The sequence below is a fragment of the Pseudoalteromonas sp. 2CM28B genome (genome assembly GCF_023161935.1).
Map to the genome: position 1 here is coordinate 138,011 of NZ_JALNTH010000005.1, position 18,258 is coordinate 156,268.

Sequence of the window (18,258 nt, forward strand, 5' to 3'; positions counted from 1 at the left end):
CTCAATACGGATTCAACACAGTGCACCCTACCTTAAAAGTGTATGATGAAAACGCCGTTAAACCCTACTGCTCCACACGCGTTAACGAAACAAAAACCTGGCAGTCTGTTGCCCTATTAGACACCCATGTAAATGTACAACAAGCCCTTAATGATGCAGCGCAATTTGGTATTCGCTACGTATTAATTGGTATATGTGAAGATATAGGCCCTCGCGCTAATTTAGGCAATGGCGGCTCACATCAAGCTTGGCCCGCTTTTTTACAATACTTTTTGAACCAACCAGTTAACCAGTTTAACGCGACCCAGCAGGTATTGCTGTTAGGCGAAATTGACGTTGATGATGTAATGGTGCAAGCACAAGGCTTAAATAACCAGCATGCTGAAGAGCTGGCTCAATTACGCAAACTATGCGCAACAATAGATGAGCGTGTAGAGGCGGTATTAACGCTTATATTTAATGCGGGCCTTGAGCCTATTATTATCGGCGGTGGGCACAATAATAGCTTTGGCATACTCAGTGCTTTAAGCAAACATAGTGGGGCTTCAGTTAACGCTATAAATTTTGATCCCCATGCAGATTTACGGCCTTGCGAAGGTCGCCACAGCGGCAATGGTTTTAGCTATGCTTTGAGGAACAATGCATTGCAGCAATATCATATTATTGGCCTGCATGAGCAAAAAAATAACCAAGCCATTTTTGACTTAATCGCACAAAATCAATGTAGTTATCACAGCTATCAAGCTATTAATATACGCCGAGAAATATCACTAACCGATGCCGTACAGCACGCCTTAGCAACGTTTAATAATGCGCCACTTGGTATTGAACTCGACTTAGACAGTATTTCATTTTTACCAGCTAGCGCGTATACATGCTGCGGCTTTAGCGTTAGTGATGCTGAGCATTATGTGTATTTAACAGCAAAACACAGCACCGCCCGCTACCTACATTTGTGTGAAGCTGCACCGCTAAATCACCCAGCTGGGTTAACAGCAGGTATGCAAAGCTGTGGGCAAATTATTAGTGCATTAGTTAATGCCTACTTACATGCAAAAACGCGTTAATTTCAATTAGCTTAATTAATCGCTGCATTTTTTAAGGGCGCAGAATTGCCTTACTAGCTTAGCTAAAAATGGTGAGTTAATTGAGCTTACTATTGGCAGGTGTATAACTCACTTTTGCACGCTATACGCTCATAAGTGAGTAATTCTATCGCAGCGAATTGCTGAGTTCCCCTTACAAAATAATTATTGCAGCTGGGCATAACTTATTGTGTTTGGTGAGCCTGCCACTGCTTTAACCAACTCATTAAGCCAATGCTGCTTAACGGGTGGCCAAAATAATAACCTTGTGCTGCGTGCGCTTTTAAACTTTTTACAAACTTTAATTGGTCTAAGGTTTCAACGCCCTCAAAAATAACCTTGGTATTTTGTTGGTTATGCATTTCAACCATACCGCCTACTAGGCTACGTATATTATTTTGATTGCTAAAATCTGCAGTAAGCGATGGCGCTACCTTAATGTATTCAACAGCTAGATTTGGCAGCTTAGAAAGAACAATGGGGTTATCGCCTAACCCATCAACGCATATTTTTAAGCCTATATTATTTAATCGGGCAATCATCGCACGGCCCTTATTATCTAAATCTGTGAATATATGCAGCGGGCATTCAACAATTAAATCTCCGTGCTGTAAGTTGTGCTCACTCACCACACTATCTACAAACTCAACAAACTCTTCGTTAAGCATTTCGGGGCCAAATAAGTTAATGCTCAGCGGTATAGCAATTCCCTCTATACGCAACGCCATGGCAAGCTCTGCGGCCCGCTCTATAACAAATTTAGCCAGTGGGTAAGCTAAACCCGCAATATGAATATCATCAATAAATCGGTGGGCAGATAAAATACCTTGTTGAGGGTGCTGCCAACGCAACAGAAGTTCTAAAAACTCAATTTGGCCGTCGTCATTGCGGATAATAGGCTGAAAATAAAGTTCAAGCTCGCTTACAAAATCAATATTAGCCAGCTCTTTTAAACGGGCTTGCTGCTCAAGTTGCTCAACCATCATTTGTTGATGGTACACAACCACTGCTTTTTTAGGCTGACTGTCAAGGGCTAAGTAAGCACACGATACTAAGTTATCAAAGTTAGCGTCTTGCTCATCGCAATTAACGTAACTCGCCCTTGCTTTTACCTCTACGGTACAATTAGCAACGTTAAACGGTTTAAGTGTTGCGCCAATAATTTGCTCAATAATGTGTTCATGGCTATGTTTGTGCACAGCTAAGCTGCAAATAAAGGCAAAGTTAAGACCGCCTAAATGCGCCAATTTTTCTTGGCCACCTAAATCAATCACATTGTCGTTATTTAGTAAGTCTTTTATTCTGTTGGCCGATTGTGCCAACAACAAATCACCAAAATCTCTGCCTATGTGCTGGTTAACTTGCTCAAACCCTTCTAGACGAACAATCACCAGTGCTGCTTCTAGCTGTTTTTCTTTACACCAACTGTAATAGCCTTGGCGTAACTGCTGTTTATCTGCAAATGCAGCAAGAGGAGAGTCATCTTGATACGGCTCAGGCTCATTAATGTTAAGCGAATCTTCAACTTTGGGCTCTTCTTCTTCGCTCATAAGCCCTACAACCGCTAGCAGAATAATAGCCACCACCACCCAAAATAGGGGCACGTCCATGAGTAAATGCGCTGAAAACAACACCACAAATAACAACCCTGAAACGGCGCTTGTGATAATCATGCTCCAACTATTACGCTCAAACGCTTGCCATAAATGAAAGCAAAAACCAAAAGCGAGCAATATTGCTAACCAAGCAGCCCCGCTACTTAAAATGGCTAAACCGACAGCGCCTGTACATAAGTAACTAAATTTAATACTGGTATTTTTAACCGCAAATAACGTAGCGACCATCGCCATTAACAGCGCGCCGCTAAAAAATATTGGAAAGTTACTGTCAGTCAAAATACTCAAGCTTACGCCACTCCACTAGCTATAAAATTTAATAAAAGCATGTTAAGTATGGACAAAAATAATACAAACTAATTAATTCTACCCAAAATCCATAGATTTAACAGTTTATTTACGCCAAATTGGTAACTTAATTGTGAAGGGTGACTTATTTGCCAGTGCGCAATATCAGCCCTTGCCCCAACCTTTAATACGCCTCTGTCTTTTAAACCTAGTGCCTGCGCTGCATTGCGGGTTACTCCCGCAAGGGCCTGCTCAGGGGTGAGCCTAAATAAAGTACATGCCATGTTCATCATTAATTGCACAGAACATAAAGGCGAGGTTCCTGGGTTAAAGTCACTGGCAATAGCAATAGGCACATTGTATTTTTGCAGCAAATCGATGGGAGGAAGCTGTGTTTCTCGTAAAAAATAAAAAGCCCCAGGTAATAAAACAGCCACAGTGCCAGCCTCTGCCATGGCTTTTACGCCCTTTTCATCAAGGTACTCAATATGATCAGCTGAAAGGCCTTTATATTCAGCCACCAGCTGTGCGCCCTGCTGATTAGAAAGCTGCTCAGCATGGCATTTTACCGGCAAGTTATGTTTTGTAGCTGCATCAAACACTTGTTTTGTTTGTGCAAGACTAAAGCCTACATTTTCACAAAATACATCCACAGCATCGGCAAGGTTATTAGCCACTACCTGCTCAAGCATCTGCGTACATACTAAATCTATGTATTCATCTGCACGGCCTTTGTATTCAAGGGGTAGCGCATGTGCACCTAAAAACGTGGTTTTAATATCAATAGGATGATGCTCATTAAGCAAACGCGCCACTTCTAAAATTTTTATTTCGTTTTCAACATCAAGCCCGTATCCCGACTTTATCTCAGCAGTCGTTACGCCCTCGGCAAGTAAAGTGTTTAAGCGATCTTTTGCATCAACAAATAACTGCTCATGATCTGCCGCGCGAGTGGCCTTAACGGTACTGGCTATACCGCCACCTTGTGCAGCTATTTGTTCATAGCTTACACCTTGTAAGCGCTGCTCAAATTCCTCAGCTCGGGAGCCTGCAAATATTAAATGTGTATGGCAATCAATAAGCCCAGGTGTTAACCATTGCCCTTTAATACTTAATGTAGGGGTAGCAAAGGCATCAAAACTGGGTAAGTTTGATTGCTCACCTAACCATACAATTTCGCCGTTTTTAATCGCCAGTGCCGCATTTTCTATAGCCCCATAAGGTGCATCTATTGTGCTATCCATGGTTGCTATGTTGGCATCAGTTAATAATAAGTCGAGATCTTCTAAGGTGTAACCCGTTGTTTTATTTTGCATACTTAGCTCCCTAACGTGCTTAAAATACAGTCTAACAATACACCTTGTATATACAAGATAATTATGCCATCTTTATTAAATAGTTTATTTTAAGTACAGCTAATAATAGTAATGACCACACCTAAATTTGCACAAATAAAACAATTTATTGTCGATAAAATAAAAAATGGCGCATGGCAAGAAAACCAACGTGTCCCCTCAGAAAACGAGCTTAGCAGCCAATTTTCTGTAAGCCGTATGACCGCACGACGTGCACTGAGCGAATTAACAGATGCCGGCATTTTAACGCGCAGCCAAGGGTTAGGTACGTTTGTAGCCAGTTTTAAATCGCAGTCGTCACTACTTGAAATTAAAAACATAGCCGATGAAGTAAAAGAACGTAACGGGCAATACAGCTGTAGTGTGCAGGTGCTTGAATCAATCAATGCGGTAGCCCCCATAGCTATTGCGCTTGGCGTTGAAGTAGATAGCCTGGTGTATCGCAGTGTGCTTGTACACAATGAGAACGACAAACCACTGCAAGTAGAAGAGCGATTTGTAAACCCAGCTTTAGCCGCGGGTTATTTACAACAAGACTTTAGCGCCCTCACCCCGCATGAATACTTATCGAGCGTAGCGCCGCTCACACAAGCGCGCCACACAGTGGAAGCGGTTATGCCTAACTCGCAAATGTGCCAATGGCTTAACCTGTATAACGAAGAGCCCTGCTTGCAGGTTATTCGTCGTACTTGGTCTACAAAAGGCATAGTGAGCTTTGCTCGCTTAGTATCACCGGGCAGTAAATACCGTTTGGGCGGGCACTTAACATTTAAAAAATAATAACAACGTAACGCTCAAGGGCGTTTTTTTGTAGCTGACCATCTTGTATATACAACAGGAGAAATTCATGAACAACCGGCTCGACACACACCGAGAAATCCGCGCGCCTCATGGCGATAAAATTAGCGCTAAAAGTTGGCAAACAGAAGCCGCTAAACGCATGTTAATGAACAATTTAGACCCTGATGTGGCAGAGCACCCTCACGCGTTAGTGGTATATGGCGGTATTGGCCGTGCGGCAAGAGACTGGCCAAGCTTTGATAAAATAATTGAAACCCTTGATAGGCTCGAAAACGACGAAACCCTGCTTGTGCAATCGGGTAAGCCCGTGGGCGTATTTAAAACCCACGAAAACGCGCCGCGCGTTCTCATTGCTAATTCTAACCTGGTGCCACATTGGGCAAATTGGGAGCACTTCAATGAGCTCGATAAAAAAGGCTTAATGATGTATGGGCAAATGACCGCGGGCTCTTGGATTTATATTGGCTCACAAGGCATAGTGCAAGGCACTTACGAAACCTTTGTAGCAATGGCAAAGCAACACTTTGGCGGTAATGCAAAAGGTAAATGGGTTTTAACAGCAGGCCTTGGCGGTATGGGAGGCGCACAACCACTCGCCGCGACGATGGCAGGTTTTAGCGCATTAGTTGTGGAATGCGACGAAACCCGTATCGATTTCCGAATTAAAACCGGCTACGTTGATGTAAAAGCCACGACACTTGAGCACGCGCTTGAGCTAGTTACCGATGCTTGCATTAAAGGCAAGGCATTATCGGTAGGCTTATTAGGTAATGCTGCCGATATTTTTACTGCACTGGCAAACAGTAATATTACCCCTGATATAGTGACCGACCAAACCTCAGCGCACGACCCACTCAACGGCTACCTACCGCAAGGTTGGAGCATGCAACACGCAGCAAAAATGCGTGAACAAAACCCACAGGCAGTGGTTAAAGCCGCTAAGCAATCTATGGCAGTGCAAGTAAACGCCATGCTAGCACTTCAAAAAGCCGGTGCTGCCACTACCGACTATGGCAATAACATTCGCCAAATGGCATTTGAAGAAGGCGTTACTAACGCGTTTGATTTTCCGGGCTTTGTGCCTGCTTATATCCGTCCGTTATTTTGTGAAGGAATTGGCCCATTTAGATGGGTTGCGCTTTCGGGCGACCCCGAAGACATTTATAAAACCGATGCAAAAGTGAAAGAGCTTATCGCAGAAGATACCCACTTACATAACTGGCTTGATATGGCGCGTGAGCGCATTCAATTTCAGGGGTTGCCAGCGCGTATATGCTGGGTTGGTTTAAAAAACCGGGTTCGCCTTGCACTGGCCTTTAACGACATGGTTAAAAATGGCGAGCTTAAAGCGCCGGTTGTAATTGGTCGCGATCATCTCGACTCTGGCTCTGTAGCAAGCCCCAACCGTGAAACCGAAAGTATGCAAGATGGCTCAGACGCCGTTTCTGATTGGCCGCTACTTAATGCTTTGCTTAATACTGCGGGTGGCGCAACATGGGTGTCGCTGCACCATGGCGGCGGAGTGGGCATGGGCTTTAGCCAGCACGCAGGCGTGGTTATTGTTGCAGATGGTAGTGAACAAGCCGCGCAACGCATAGCTCGTGTGCTTTGGAACGACCCTGCTACCGGCGTTATGCGCCATGCTGATGCAGGCTACGACATTGCAAAAAATTGTGCGCAAGAGCACCACCTAGATCTCCCTATGCTAAACAAGGAATAGTCATGATTTCACACACTCTCACACCAGGGCAGTTAGATTTAAGCACCCTAAGAAAAATTAATGACTCAGCTGTCACACTTAACTTAGTCGATGGCGCCAGTACACAAATAGCGGCCAGCGCACAAACTGTTCAAAACGTAATAAACAAACGCCAAACGGTGTACGGTATTAACACCGGCTTTGGCTTATTAGCCAATACAAAAATAGCAGATGACGAGCTTGAGCTACTGCAGCGCAGTATTGTACTTTCGCATGCTGCCGGTATTGGGGAGCTCATGGACGACAGCACTGTAAGACTAATGATGACCTTAAAAGTAAACTCTTTGTCTCGGGGCTACTCAGGGATACGCCTAGAGGTGATCGCATTTTTTATGCAACTACTGTGCAGTGAAGTGTACCCGTGCGTACCACAAAAAGGGTCTGTGGGTGCTTCGGGCGATTTAGCGCCTCTTGCTCATATGTGCCTTCCACTATTAGGTGAAGGCAAAATGCGCCACAAAGGTGAAATTATAAGTGCTTCTCAAGGGCTAAAAATTGCCAATCTTTCACCTATTACATTAGGCGCAAAAGAAGGACTGGCACTGTTAAATGGTACACAAGCCTCTACCGCGTTTGCGTTACAAGGGCTTTTCAAAGCAGAGGATTTATATGCACAAAGCTGTGTTATAGGCTCTATTAGCATAGAAGCTGCAATGGGTAGCCGTGCGCCCTTTGATGCACGCATTCACGAAATACGGGGGCAACGCGGCCAAATTGATACGGCCAGTGTATTTAGAGAGCTACTTAGTACTGAATCACAAATTAGCCAATCTCACGTAAACTGCGAAAAAGTGCAAGACCCTTACTGCCTTCGCTGCCAACCTCAGGTACTCGGCGCGTGTTTAACACAAATACGCCACGCCGCAGAAGTGTTGTTATGTGAATCAAACGGCGTTACCGACAACCCGCTGGTATTTGCCGATGTGGGCGATATTATATCCGGTGGTAACTTTCATGCAGAGCCCGTTGCCATGGCAGCTGATAACTTAGCCATTGCGATTGCCGAAATAGGCGCGCTGGCAGAGCGAAGAATCGCGCTACTTATTGATTCAAACCTCTCTACACTGCCACCTTTTTTAGTTGAAAACGGCGGAGTTAACTCAGGTTTTATGATTGCCCAAGTAACCGCGGCTGCGCTTGCCTCCGAGAACAAATCGCTTGCGCACCCCGCCTCGGTAGACAGCCTGCCAACTTCAGCAAATCAAGAAGATCATGTCTCTATGGCAACCTTTGCAGCAAGGCGCTTAAAGGAAATGGCCAATAACACCCGCGGGGTATTAGCAATTGAATGGCTTGGAGCTGTTCAAGGGCTTGAGTTTAGAGCCCCACTTAAACCTTCACCGCAAGTAGAAAAAGCAAAAGCTCTGCTGCGCGAGCATGTAAGTTACTACGATAAAGACCGCTACTTTGCCCCCGATATAGACGCAACCAATACGCTTTTAGCACAAGGGGCATTGTGCGACTTTATTCACCACAACCCACTACCATCGCATTTTAAATTCCATGCTGATAGCTAAAACCTAACGCTTCAATTGCTGAGCCAAGTACTTTGCGCTCAGCACTTTCATTACTGGTAAAGGTTGGCATTTCGCCGCCATGCTCTGCACACTTTTGTGCATAATAATTCGCTTTAGTTGGGTGCGATGGATTTACCACGTTATAAATATTTTGCCCCGAATTATAGTTTTCTATTACCGCAAAAATGGCGTTTATCACATCTTGTTGATGCACCATATTAACCACCTGCTGGCTCGATGAATTTAATTCTTTCCCAGCAACAAAGCGCCCCGGCTCGCGGTTAGGTCCTAATAACCCTGCTAAACGCAGTACTTTACCATCTTGCTCAAGCACCTTTTCTTCGCCATCGTATAGTTTTATTTGTCGCTCATTGGTACAACTTATTTCACTGCTTTCAGTGTAAACACCTGGCTCTTGGTCGTACACACCGGTAGATGAGCACAAAATAAAGCCCTTTGCATTTAATTGTTTAGAAAGAGTAAGTGCAGCGCTTAGTGTTTCTGGGTAGTTACTTTCACTGTGTCTGCTTCGTGGCGGGATTGCACACACCCAGTAAGCATCGTGTAAATCTATTTGGTGTATTAGTTGCCCATCAATCAGTACAAATTGACGCTGAAAATCGTCTGTGTGCTCATCACTTCTATGCGTACCTTGTACCTGCCAACCCGCCTGTTTAGCTTGTAGGCACAAAGTATGACCCAACCAGCCTGCGCCTAATACTACTAATTTATTAGCTTTTGTTTCCATTTTTGCATAACCCTTCATTTTAAACGCATAATTAGTGCTTTTTATCTAACTTCATAGAGATTTAAAGTAAGATATGATTAGATACAACCTACTAAAAAACAATAATACGTGCACTTATGCTAAATAATTTATCATTACGGAAGAAAATATTATTATTGATTGGTGGCACCATCACCATTTTGCTAATTATTGCTTCAACATTTTTTGTAAATCACATCGCTAACCTTTCCAGAGTAAACATTGAGCGCGAAGCTCAAAGCTACCTACAAAGCGAACAACTTTCAATGCAAAGCTACTTTGCAAAGTATGGCAAGCTGGTTTCTACGTTTGTTAATAACCCGCATTTAGTTAATTTTTTTGAAAATTGGGATACTCGCGACCAGCCGATTAAAAATGCCCCCGGCTACAACGAAGTTAATCAAGACTTTGTACGCATTAGCTCAAATGACGAAAATGTACTGTCGGCGTTTTTCGCATCAGCAACCACCGGTGAATACTTTAAAGAAAACGAGCGTACCAGCCATTACAATGGCCAACCTTACTACGCCTATAAACGTGGTTGGTGGCAAGAAGCCCTGCAAATTAATAAACTTTACGTAGGTCCTATATCGGTCGATTTAACCACTGGGGTAGCCTCAGCAGTTGTACAACAGCCGGTATACAACGCACAGCGTAAACTTATTGGTATGGGCGGCGTTGATTTACAGCTTAATAAAATCAACGATATGGTTGAAGGTATTCGCTTTAACGGCCAAGGCTATGGCTTTTTACTTGATGGCAATCAAAAGGTTGTACACTTTTCAAATGCTACCGGCCATAAGCTGTCTAACACCGACGAAGGCCCTAAAGGTAAAGAAGGGCTAGATGGCCTTGAAAGCCAGTTTAATAATACTTCAGGCTTTACAGAGCTTAACGCACAAATGCGTAATAACCTCGAAGGCAGTCAATTGGTGACCTTAAAAGGAGAAGAGTATTATGTGGTGTACCATCGCTTACAACTAGAGCAACCTTATCTAGATTGGTATGTAGGTATACTGATCCCAACCAGCATGATTGAAGCCCCCGTTAATGAGGCGGTTACCACCACAACCACCGCAGTGGTGATTATTTTAGTGATCATTCTAGCGATGATATTATGGGCAACCCACATGATCTCGCAGCCTATTACCACTTTAACTAATATAATGCGTGATATTGCATCGGGCGAAGGCGATTTAACCCAAAAGATTAATATTACCAGCCAGGATGAGGTCGGCCAGCTTGCCAATCACATGAATACATTCATTGATAAGCTGCGCGCCATGATGCTAGAAACAGCCGCACAAGCTGAGCAGTTAACCAATGCCGCAGCGCAACTTAAAAACGTGTCTGCTCAAACCAACACCGAAATACAGCAAGAAAAACAACAAGTAGACAGCGTAAGTGCCGCCGTGACCGAAATGGCCAGCACTGTACTTGAAATATCGCGTAACGCACAGCATACCAACAGCGCCGCCGAAGAAGTACAAGCTATTACTGCCGAAGGGGCTGACCGCTCAACTCAAGCACAACGTGTGATGACCGAACTTGCGCTACACATAGGTGAAGCGTCTAAAGTGGTAGCAGGGCTTGAGCAAGAAAGTAATAACATTGGTGCATTAGTGGATGTAATTAACTCCATTGCCGATCAAACCAACTTACTTGCTCTTAATGCCGCCATTGAAGCTGCGCGTGCAGGTGAGCATGGCCGTGGTTTTGCGGTAGTTGCCGATGAAGTACGTTCACTGGCAAGCCGTACGCAAGAATCAACAGACGATATTCGTAATATGATTTCTCGCTTACAGCAAATTGCCCAACAAGCGTCGGTAATGATGCTACAAGGGCAAGAGCAAACTGAAGGCTCAGTATCACAAACAAAAGAAGTGCTAAGTTCATTACAAAACATTGCTCAGTCGGTAACTAAAGTGCAAGACCAAAGCCACCAAATTGCCACTTCAACTGAGCAACAAACCGTTGTCGCAGAGGACATTAATACCAGCCTTGCAGCAATTAATGGCTTAGTAAACAGCACAGCTGATCACGCACACATTTTAGCAGATGAAGCGCGCGATTTAAGCGACCTTGCTGTTGCCTTAAACAAAACGGTTAATCAGTTTAAACTTTAAAAAGCACAGCGTAATAAGGTGGGTAACTAAGTATAAATTAACCCACCTAGGGTGTGTTGAGCTTTGTGGATTGAATGAATTTCAATCACCCAAGGTCAGCATGCCCTAGCACTCTTGTTTTTAAATTTTTTAACACCATATCTTCACAACTTGCTGCTATTTTTTAGCGTAATTAAATCAGTTAAAGTGGTTTTTACGCATCAGATCAAATTTTTCTGTTTTTAATACACATCTTTTAGTTGAGATAGTTTGTTGTTTGGCAGAGTCTGGTATAGTAGCACACGTATTAAACAGTGCTTTGAGGCTCTTTAATACAAAATTGCTAATTAATATGTTCTACAGGTTATGTAAAAGTACATATTAATTACCAATTGTAAAAAATGGGTTAGCCGACAGTCGGTTAACAAAGAATACATTGTAACGGTTTTATCATGATATCTAATTTATTTACCAAGATTTTTGGTAGTCGCAATGACCGCACTATTAAAAACCTAAGAAAGACGGTCGCGCTAATTAATGCGCTAGAAACGCAATTAGAAGCGCTTTCTGATGAAGATTTAAGAGCTAAGACAGCTGAGTTTAGAGAACGTTACGATAACGGACAAAGCCTTGACGACATTCTACCAGAAGCATTTGCTGTGGTACGCGAAGCGTCAAAGCGTGTAAATGGCATGCGTCACTTTGACGTACAGCTATTAGGCGGCATGGTTTTACATCAAGGTCGTATTGCAGAAATGCGTACCGGTGAAGGTAAAACCCTAACAGCCACACTCCCAGCCTACTTAAATGGCTTAACAGGCAAAGGCGTGCACGTAATTACCGTGAACGACTACCTTGCTAAACGTGATGCTGAAACAAACCGCGAGTTATTTGAGTTCTTAGGCCTTACTGTGGGCTGTAACGTACCAGGCATGATGCCACAACAGAAAAAACAAGCTTACAGTGCCGATATTACATACGGTACTAATAACGAGTTTGGTTTTGACTACCTACGTGACAACATGGCATTTAGCATTGATGAGCGTGTACAACGCCCACTGTTTTATGCGGTAGTGGATGAAGTGGATTCAATCTTAATTGATGAAGCGCGTACACCACTTATTATCTCAGGCCCAGCTGAAGATAGCTCTGAGCTATACATCGAAATCAATAAAATAGTGCCGCTTTTAGAGCTTCAAGAAAAAGAAGACGAAGAAGGCATTGAAGGTGATGGCGATTACACAATCGACGAAAAGTCTAAGCAAGTTCATTTAACTGAGCGCGGTCAAATTAAAGTAGAAGATCTACTTACTGAACGTGGCTTAATTGAAGAAGGCGACTCGCTTTACTCAGCCGGTAGCATTACCTTACTGAGCCATGTGTATGCCGCACTTCGTGCCCATAAGCTTTATCAAAAAGATGTTGATTACGTTGTTAAAGAAAACGAAGTCATTATTATCGATGAGCACACAGGGCGCTCAATGGAAGGTCGTCGTTGGTCTGAAGGTTTACACCAAGCTGTTGAAGCTAAAGAAGGTGTAAAAATTCAAAACGAAAACCAAACACTGGCTTCAATCACTTTCCAAAACTACTTCCGTTTATACGAAACCTTAGCCGGTATGACAGGTACAGCCGATACTGAGGCATTTGAGTTTCAATCTATTTACGGCCTAGACACGGTTGTTATGCCAACTAATAAGCCGATGATCCGTGATGATCGCGCCGATTTAGTTTACCTAACACAAGAAGAAAAATACGAAGCTATTTTAGCCGATATTAAAGATTGCCAAGAGCGCGGACAGCCTGTACTTGTAGGTACTATTTCGATTGAAAGCTCTGAGTATTTATCGCAGTTTTTGCGCAAAGAAAAAATTAAGCACAACGTACTTAATGCTAAATTCCACGCGCAAGAAGCTGACATCGTATCGGATGCTGGTTTACCAGGTACTGTAACAATTGCAACCAACATGGCCGGTCGTGGTACCGATATTGTGCTTGGTGGTAACTGGAACAGCGAAGTTGAAAAACTAGAAAACCCAACAGATGAGCAAATTGCTGAAATTAAAGCAGCGTGGAAAATTCGCCACGATGCAGTAATTGACGCTGGCGGTTTACACATTATTGGTACTGAGCGTCATGAATCGCGCCGTATAGATAACCAATTACGTGGCCGTGCTGGTCGCCAGGGTGATGCCGGCTCTAGCCGTTTTTACTTATCGATGGATGATGCGCTAATGCGTATATTTGCCGGCGAGCGCATGACTAACATGATGCGTAAACTAGGCATGCAACGCGGCGAAGCCATTGAGCACCCTTGGGTTAACCGTGCAATTGAAAACGCTCAGCGTAAAGTAGAAGCACGTAACTTTGATGTACGTAAACAATTACTTGAGTACGATGATGTAGCAAACGATCAACGTCGTGTTGTTTACTCTCAACGTAACGAGCTGCTTGAAGAAGGCGATATTTCAGAAACCATTACAGCAATCCGTGGTGATGTACTTGCCGGTGTTATTGATCAATACATTGCACCACAAAGCCTTGCTGAAATGTGGGATATACCAGGCCTTGAAGAGCGCTTAAAACAAGACTTCCTGATTGAGCTGCCTATCACGCAGTGGTTAGCTGATGACAATAAACTATACGAAGAAAAACTTCGTGAGCGTATTGAGCAAGCGGTTGAGCAAGCTTACAAGCAAAAAGAAGAGCAAGTTGGCGACTCTGTACTACGTCAGTTTGAAAAAGCGATTATGCTTCAAAGTCTTGATCAGCACTGGAAAGATCACCTTGCTGCAATGGATCATTTACGCCAAGGTATTCACTTACGTGGCTATGCACAAAAGAATCCTAAGCAAGAATACAAGCGCGAGTCGTTTGAGCTATTCACCGAAATGCTTGAAAACTTAAAAGTTGATGTAGTGGGCATTTTAAGTAAAGTACAAGTTCGTGCCGAAGAAGATGTTGAAAAAGTAGAAGAGCAACACCGTAAAAGTGAAAATGCCCCTCGCGAGTACCAACACGAAGAAGCTGAACATGTAGGCGGTGAAGCACCTCAAAGCGCAACTGTAATGGCAAGAACAGCGCCTAAAGTTGGCCGTAACGATCCGTGTCCGTGTGGCTCAGGACAAAAGTTTAAGCAATGTTGTGGTAAATTAAAGTAACGACGCATTGTATGTAATTAAAAAGCGACGCTAGCGTCGCTTTTTTTATGGAGAAAAAACATGACAACAAAAATTGTAAATGTAGCGGTAGGCGTAATAAAAAAAAATAACGCCATCTTTATCTGCAAGCGTGCTGATGAGCAACATCAAGGTGGCTTATGGGAATTTCCAGGCGGGAAAGTAGAAGCTGGCGAGAGCGTATTTGCTGCACTTAAGCGTGAGCTAAGTGAAGAAGTTGGCATTACCATTCATAGCTCTAGCCAACTTATGGTAATTGAACATGACTATGGCGATAAATGTGTAAAGCTTGATATTCACGTTGTGAGTAACTTTAGCGGTGAAGCTCATGGCGCCGAAGGGCAACCAAGTGAATGGGTCGCTATTAATGAGCTTAGTAACTATGAGTTCCCTGCTGCTAACGCCGAGATTATCGAAAAAATACAAACGCGATACGCGTAAAGCACATGAATACAGCAATACAAAATAAATTAAGTGAGCTATTAGCGCTAAACCCTGAGCTTACTCAGGTGAGCTCTTTAGGCAGCGGACATATAAACACCACATGGCTGTTAACTAATGCTGCGCAGCAATTTGTTGTTCAAAAGCTCAATACCCATGTATTTAAAAACCCAGCACAACTGGTTAATAACGCACAGTTAATTGAGCAGCACCTAAGCGCTAAACAACAAGCAAATACTTACCCGCTCGACATTGTTAAGCATATAAGTACTTACCAAGGTGAATACCTTATTACAATTAACAACTCGTACTACCGCGTGCTTAATTTTATTAGCCAAAGTATTAGCGAAGATGTGGTTACAGAGCCCCATCACGCACAGCAAGCCGCATTTGCATTTGGCACCTTTACACGTGCCTTGCTCGATTTTGACGCATCAAGCCTCTGCCCTGTTATTACTGACTTCCATAACTTAGCTATGCGCTTTGAGCAGCTTAATACAGCTATTAGCACCGCCACTAAAGAGCGGCTGCAGCAGTGTAAAAGCGACATTGACTACTGCATTGCACAACAGCATTTAGTAAAAGAACTCGCTGACGTAACAGCCGATTTGCCCACCCGGGTGTGCCACAACGACACTAAAATAAATAATATGCTGTATTGCAGCAATACATATAAAGCAAAAGCAGTTATCGATTTAGATACATGTATGGCAGGCTTTTTATTGTATGATTTTGGAGACATGGTGCGCACATTTTGCTGCGCTGAGGCAGAAGATTCGATTAATATTGATAAAGTGGTTATTCGCAAAGAGGTATTTACAGCGCTTGTTAAAGGCTACCTTGCCCCCCTTAAATCGGCTATTAGCAACAAAGAGCAAGCAAGTTTGCTACTTGGCGCTAAAGTTATGCCGCTAATGCTCAGTGTGCGGTTTTTAACTGATTACTTAAATAACGACGTGTACTTTAAAACCACCCATGCAGAACATAATTTAGAACGTGCGCAAAACCAGCTGGCTTTGTATAAAAATATTTTAAGCAATCAAAGCTGGATGCATAAAACACTCATGCAGTAGCCCTAAATTAAGTATTATTGCGCATTGGTATTAGTACTCAGTATTTAAATATAAAAAAGCCAGCAAGCTAAACACTTACTGGCTTTTATTTACTAACCTAAAAGCTGGGTAATTTATCTCTTAACCAGATTCAAGTTAACTAACAGGCTATCAATTACCAAATTTTTACGCGGTCTTCTGGTTTGATATACATTTTGTCGCCTTCTTTTACGTCAAACGCTTGGTAAAACTCAGGCATGTTCGACAAGATACCGATAACACGGTAGTGACTTGGTGAATGCGGGTCTGTCATTAAGCGGTTTCGTAGCTCTTCATCGCGGTACTTACGACGCCAAATTTGTGACCAACCCATAAAGAAACGCTGATCGCCGGTGTAGCCATCAATAACAGGCGCTTTGTTCTCACCTAACGATAATTGATACGCCTTATAAGCCACCGTTAAACCACCTAGGTCGCCAATGTTTTCGCCAAGGGTAAGCTCGCCGTTAACACCCGCATCTTCAAATGGTTTATATTCGTTGTATTGCGCTACTAACGCGCCGGTACGCTCTTCAAACTGTTTAAGGTCAGACTCACTCCACCAGTTACGTAAGTTACCGTCACCATCGTATTTAGCACCTTGGTCGTCAAAACCGTGACCTAGCTCGTGGCCAATTACTGCGCCAATTGCACCGTAGTTTACAGCGTCATCGGCTTCTAAATTAAAGAACGGTGGCTGTAAAATAGCAGCTGGGAATACAATTTCGTTATTTACTGGATTGTAGTAAGCATTCACTGTTTGTGGCGTCATGTGCCACTCAGAGCGGTCCACTGGCTTGCCTAATTTAGCAATCATGTCGCTATAAGCCCACTGACTGTAACGTATGTAGTTACCCACTAATTCATCAGGGTTAATGCTCAGCTGTGAGTAGTCTTTCCACTTATCTGGGTAGCCAATTTTTGGGGTAAATTTGTTTAGCTTTTCTTGGGCTGCAAGCTTGGTTTCAGGGCTCATCCACTCAAGGTTTTCAATAGCAACGCCGTAACCTTTAATAACGTTATCTACCAGCTCTTCCATACGTGCTTTTGCTTCAGGCGGGAAGTTATCTTTTACGTATACTTTACCTAAAATTTCGCCAAGTACGCTGTTAGATGCATCAACCGCTTTTTTCCAAAGTGGCGCTTGCTCTTTTACGCCACGTAATGTGGTGCTGTAAAAATCAAATTTAAGATCAACCAAGTCAGTGCTCAGTAACTGCGCGTAACCACTTACAAAATGAAACTTTAAGTAGTTTTTCCACGTTGCTAAATCTGTTTCTTTGTACACATCAGCAAACCCTTCTAAGTAGCTTGGCTGACGTACAATAATGTCTGAGGTATCTACCCCAGCACTTTTGAAAAATGCAGCTAAATCAAAGTCGCCTGTTAGCTTATTTGCCTCAGCTACGGTCATTTTATTGTATGACTTAGTTGCATCACGGCTTTGTACTCGGCTCCATTGCGCCTCAGCTAAAGCGCTTTCAAATGCGATAACGTTTTTCGCGGCATCAGCGGCATTTTCAACGCCAGATTTAGCTAAAATATCGGTTATGTATTGCTCGTAAGATGCGCGAATTTTAGTAAATTTTTCATCATCTTTTAAGTAATAGTCACGATCAGGTAAGCCAAGTCCAGATTGCGATAAGTACAACGCGTATTCACTTGAATTTTTAGCGTCGTTATTTACAAACCAGCCAAATGGTAAGCTCGCACCTTGCTGCTGAATTTTAGCCATTAAAGGAGCAAGGTCAGCTTTTGAATCTAGGCTATCAATGGTATTAAGTGAAGGTTGTAAAGGTGTAATACCTAACTCATCACGTGTGTCTTTATCCATGTAGCTTTTGTAAAAAGCACCAATTTTGTACTCATCGCTGCCTTTTTTAGCACTGCTATTATTAGCGGCACTTTCAAGCGCTGTTTTCATCGCTTTTTGCGACTCGTCGTATAACTGTGTAAACGAGCCGTAGTTCGACTTATCGCCAGGGATCTCTGTTTTAGCAAGCCACTGTCCATTTACATGGTAATAAAAGTCATCTTGTGCACGAACCGACTCATCCATATTGGCAAGGTTTACACCTAGCTCAAGCGTTTTTTCTGCCGGTGCTGTAACGGCAGCGGTGTCGGCCACTTGCGTTTCTTGTTGTTTTTCACCGCAACCTACTAGGCCCAGTGCAAGTGCGATACTTGCAGCGGTAATAGTTACTTTTTTCATAATTATTCCGTTTGTTAGTAAAGAATAAAATATCTATTTCATT

At 43.2% G+C, this 18,258-nt stretch carries 12 protein-coding genes; 8 read left to right on the forward strand and 4 right to left on the reverse strand.

What is annotated here, in order from left to right; genetic code table 11:
• Positions 1-20: 20 nt before the first annotated feature.
• Positions 21-1,067 carry a formimidoylglutamase gene (locus tag MTN96_RS09510; RefSeq protein WP_248531369.1) on the forward strand — a complete coding sequence of 349 codons (1,047 nt, stop codon included), beginning with the start codon at positions 21-23 and terminating at the stop codon, positions 1,065-1,067.
• A gap of 203 nt (positions 1,068-1,270) precedes the next feature.
• Here MTN96_RS09510 and MTN96_RS09515 read toward each other — a convergent pair whose 3' ends face one another.
• Positions 1,271-2,935, reverse strand: coding sequence for a GGDEF domain-containing phosphodiesterase (locus MTN96_RS09515; protein WP_248531485.1), 1,665 nt, complete (start codon positions 2,933-2,935; stop codon positions 1,271-1,273).
• A gap of 122 nt (positions 2,936-3,057) precedes the next feature.
• Positions 3,058-4,305, reverse strand: a complete 1,248-nt coding sequence (hutI, locus tag MTN96_RS09520) for an imidazolonepropionase (protein WP_248531371.1) — start codon at positions 4,303-4,305, stop codon at positions 3,058-3,060.
• A gap of 111 nt (positions 4,306-4,416) precedes the next feature.
• Here hutI and hutC point away from each other — a divergent pair, with 111 nt between their 5' ends.
• The 3 genes from hutC to hutH all read left to right on the forward strand — a co-directional run bounded on the left by hutC (position 4,417) and on the right by hutH (position 8,421).
• Positions 4,417-5,124, forward strand: a complete 708-nt coding sequence (hutC, locus tag MTN96_RS09525; RefSeq protein WP_054982938.1) for a histidine utilization repressor — start codon at positions 4,417-4,419, stop codon at positions 5,122-5,124.
• A 67-nt stretch (positions 5,125-5,191) separates the two neighbouring features.
• A complete protein-coding gene (gene hutU / locus MTN96_RS09530) occupies positions 5,192-6,865 on the forward strand; it encodes a urocanate hydratase (protein WP_248531373.1) in 1,674 nt (557 codons plus the stop codon).
• Between the two features lie 2 nt (positions 6,866-6,867).
• On the forward strand, positions 6,868-8,421 hold the full coding sequence (gene hutH, locus MTN96_RS09535; protein ID WP_248531375.1) for a histidine ammonia-lyase: 1,554 nt from the start codon (positions 6,868-6,870) through the stop codon (positions 8,419-8,421).
• Here the strand turns inward: hutH and MTN96_RS09540 are convergent.
• The gene (locus tag MTN96_RS09540; RefSeq protein ID WP_248531377.1) at positions 8,399-9,169 is read right to left on the reverse strand and encodes an NADP-binding protein; all 771 of its coding nucleotides are present in this window, start codon (positions 9,167-9,169) and stop codon (positions 8,399-8,401) included. The genes hutH and MTN96_RS09540 overlap by 23 nt on opposite strands.
• Before the next feature lie 116 nt (positions 9,170-9,285).
• Here MTN96_RS09540 and MTN96_RS09545 point away from each other — a divergent pair, with 116 nt between their 5' ends.
• The 4 genes from MTN96_RS09545 (at position 9,286) to MTN96_RS09560 (ending at position 15,985) form a co-directional block, all read left to right on the forward strand.
• Complete coding sequence (locus tag MTN96_RS09545) at positions 9,286-11,313, forward strand: methyl-accepting chemotaxis protein (protein WP_029773386.1); 2,028 nt, start codon at positions 9,286-9,288, stop codon at positions 11,311-11,313.
• A gap of 431 nt (positions 11,314-11,744) precedes the next feature.
• A complete protein-coding gene (secA, locus tag MTN96_RS09550) occupies positions 11,745-14,453 on the forward strand; it encodes a preprotein translocase subunit SecA (RefSeq protein WP_064386276.1) in 2,709 nt (902 codons plus the stop codon).
• Positions 14,454-14,513: 60 nt separating this feature from the next.
• A complete protein-coding gene (gene mutT, locus MTN96_RS09555; protein WP_248531379.1) occupies positions 14,514-14,912 on the forward strand; it encodes an 8-oxo-dGTP diphosphatase MutT in 399 nt (132 codons plus the stop codon).
• A gap of 5 nt (positions 14,913-14,917) precedes the next feature.
• Entirely contained in the window at positions 14,918-15,985 is a 1,068-nt protein-coding gene (locus tag MTN96_RS09560) for a phosphotransferase enzyme family protein (protein WP_248531381.1), read from the forward strand.
• Between the two features lie 154 nt (positions 15,986-16,139).
• Here MTN96_RS09560 and MTN96_RS09565 read toward each other — a convergent pair whose 3' ends face one another.
• Entirely contained in the window at positions 16,140-18,215 is a 2,076-nt protein-coding gene (locus MTN96_RS09565; protein ID WP_138577683.1) for a M13 family metallopeptidase, read from the reverse strand.
• Positions 18,216-18,258 lie beyond the last annotated feature (43 nt).

Bases quoted from the DNA above. Each gene is read 5' to 3' on its own strand.
- secA (WP_064386276.1), top strand. From the start codon at position 11,745: ATGATATCTAATTTATTTACCAAGATTTTTGGTAGTCGCAATGACCGC.
- hutH (WP_248531375.1), top strand. From the start codon at position 6,868: ATGATTTCACACACTCTCACACCAGGGCAGTTAGATTTAAGCACCCTA.
- MTN96_RS09515 (WP_248531485.1), bottom strand. From the start codon at position 2,935: ATGGCGATGGTCGCTACGTTATTTGCGGTTAAAAATACCAGTATTAAA.
- hutI (WP_248531371.1), bottom strand. From the start codon at position 4,305: ATGCAAAATAAAACAACGGGTTACACCTTAGAAGATCTCGACTTATTA.
- hutU (WP_248531373.1), top strand. From the start codon at position 5,192: ATGAACAACCGGCTCGACACACACCGAGAAATCCGCGCGCCTCATGGC.
- mutT (WP_248531379.1), top strand. From the start codon at position 14,514: ATGACAACAAAAATTGTAAATGTAGCGGTAGGCGTAATAAAAAAAAAT.
- hutC (WP_054982938.1), top strand. From the start codon at position 4,417: ATGACCACACCTAAATTTGCACAAATAAAACAATTTATTGTCGATAAA.
- MTN96_RS09560 (WP_248531381.1), top strand. From the start codon at position 14,918: ATGAATACAGCAATACAAAATAAATTAAGTGAGCTATTAGCGCTAAAC.
- MTN96_RS09565 (WP_138577683.1), bottom strand. From the start codon at position 18,215: ATGAAAAAAGTAACTATTACCGCTGCAAGTATCGCACTTGCACTGGGC.
- MTN96_RS09545 (WP_029773386.1), top strand. From the start codon at position 9,286: ATGCTAAATAATTTATCATTACGGAAGAAAATATTATTATTGATTGGT.
- MTN96_RS09540 (WP_248531377.1), bottom strand. From the start codon at position 9,169: ATGGAAACAAAAGCTAATAAATTAGTAGTATTAGGCGCAGGCTGGTTG.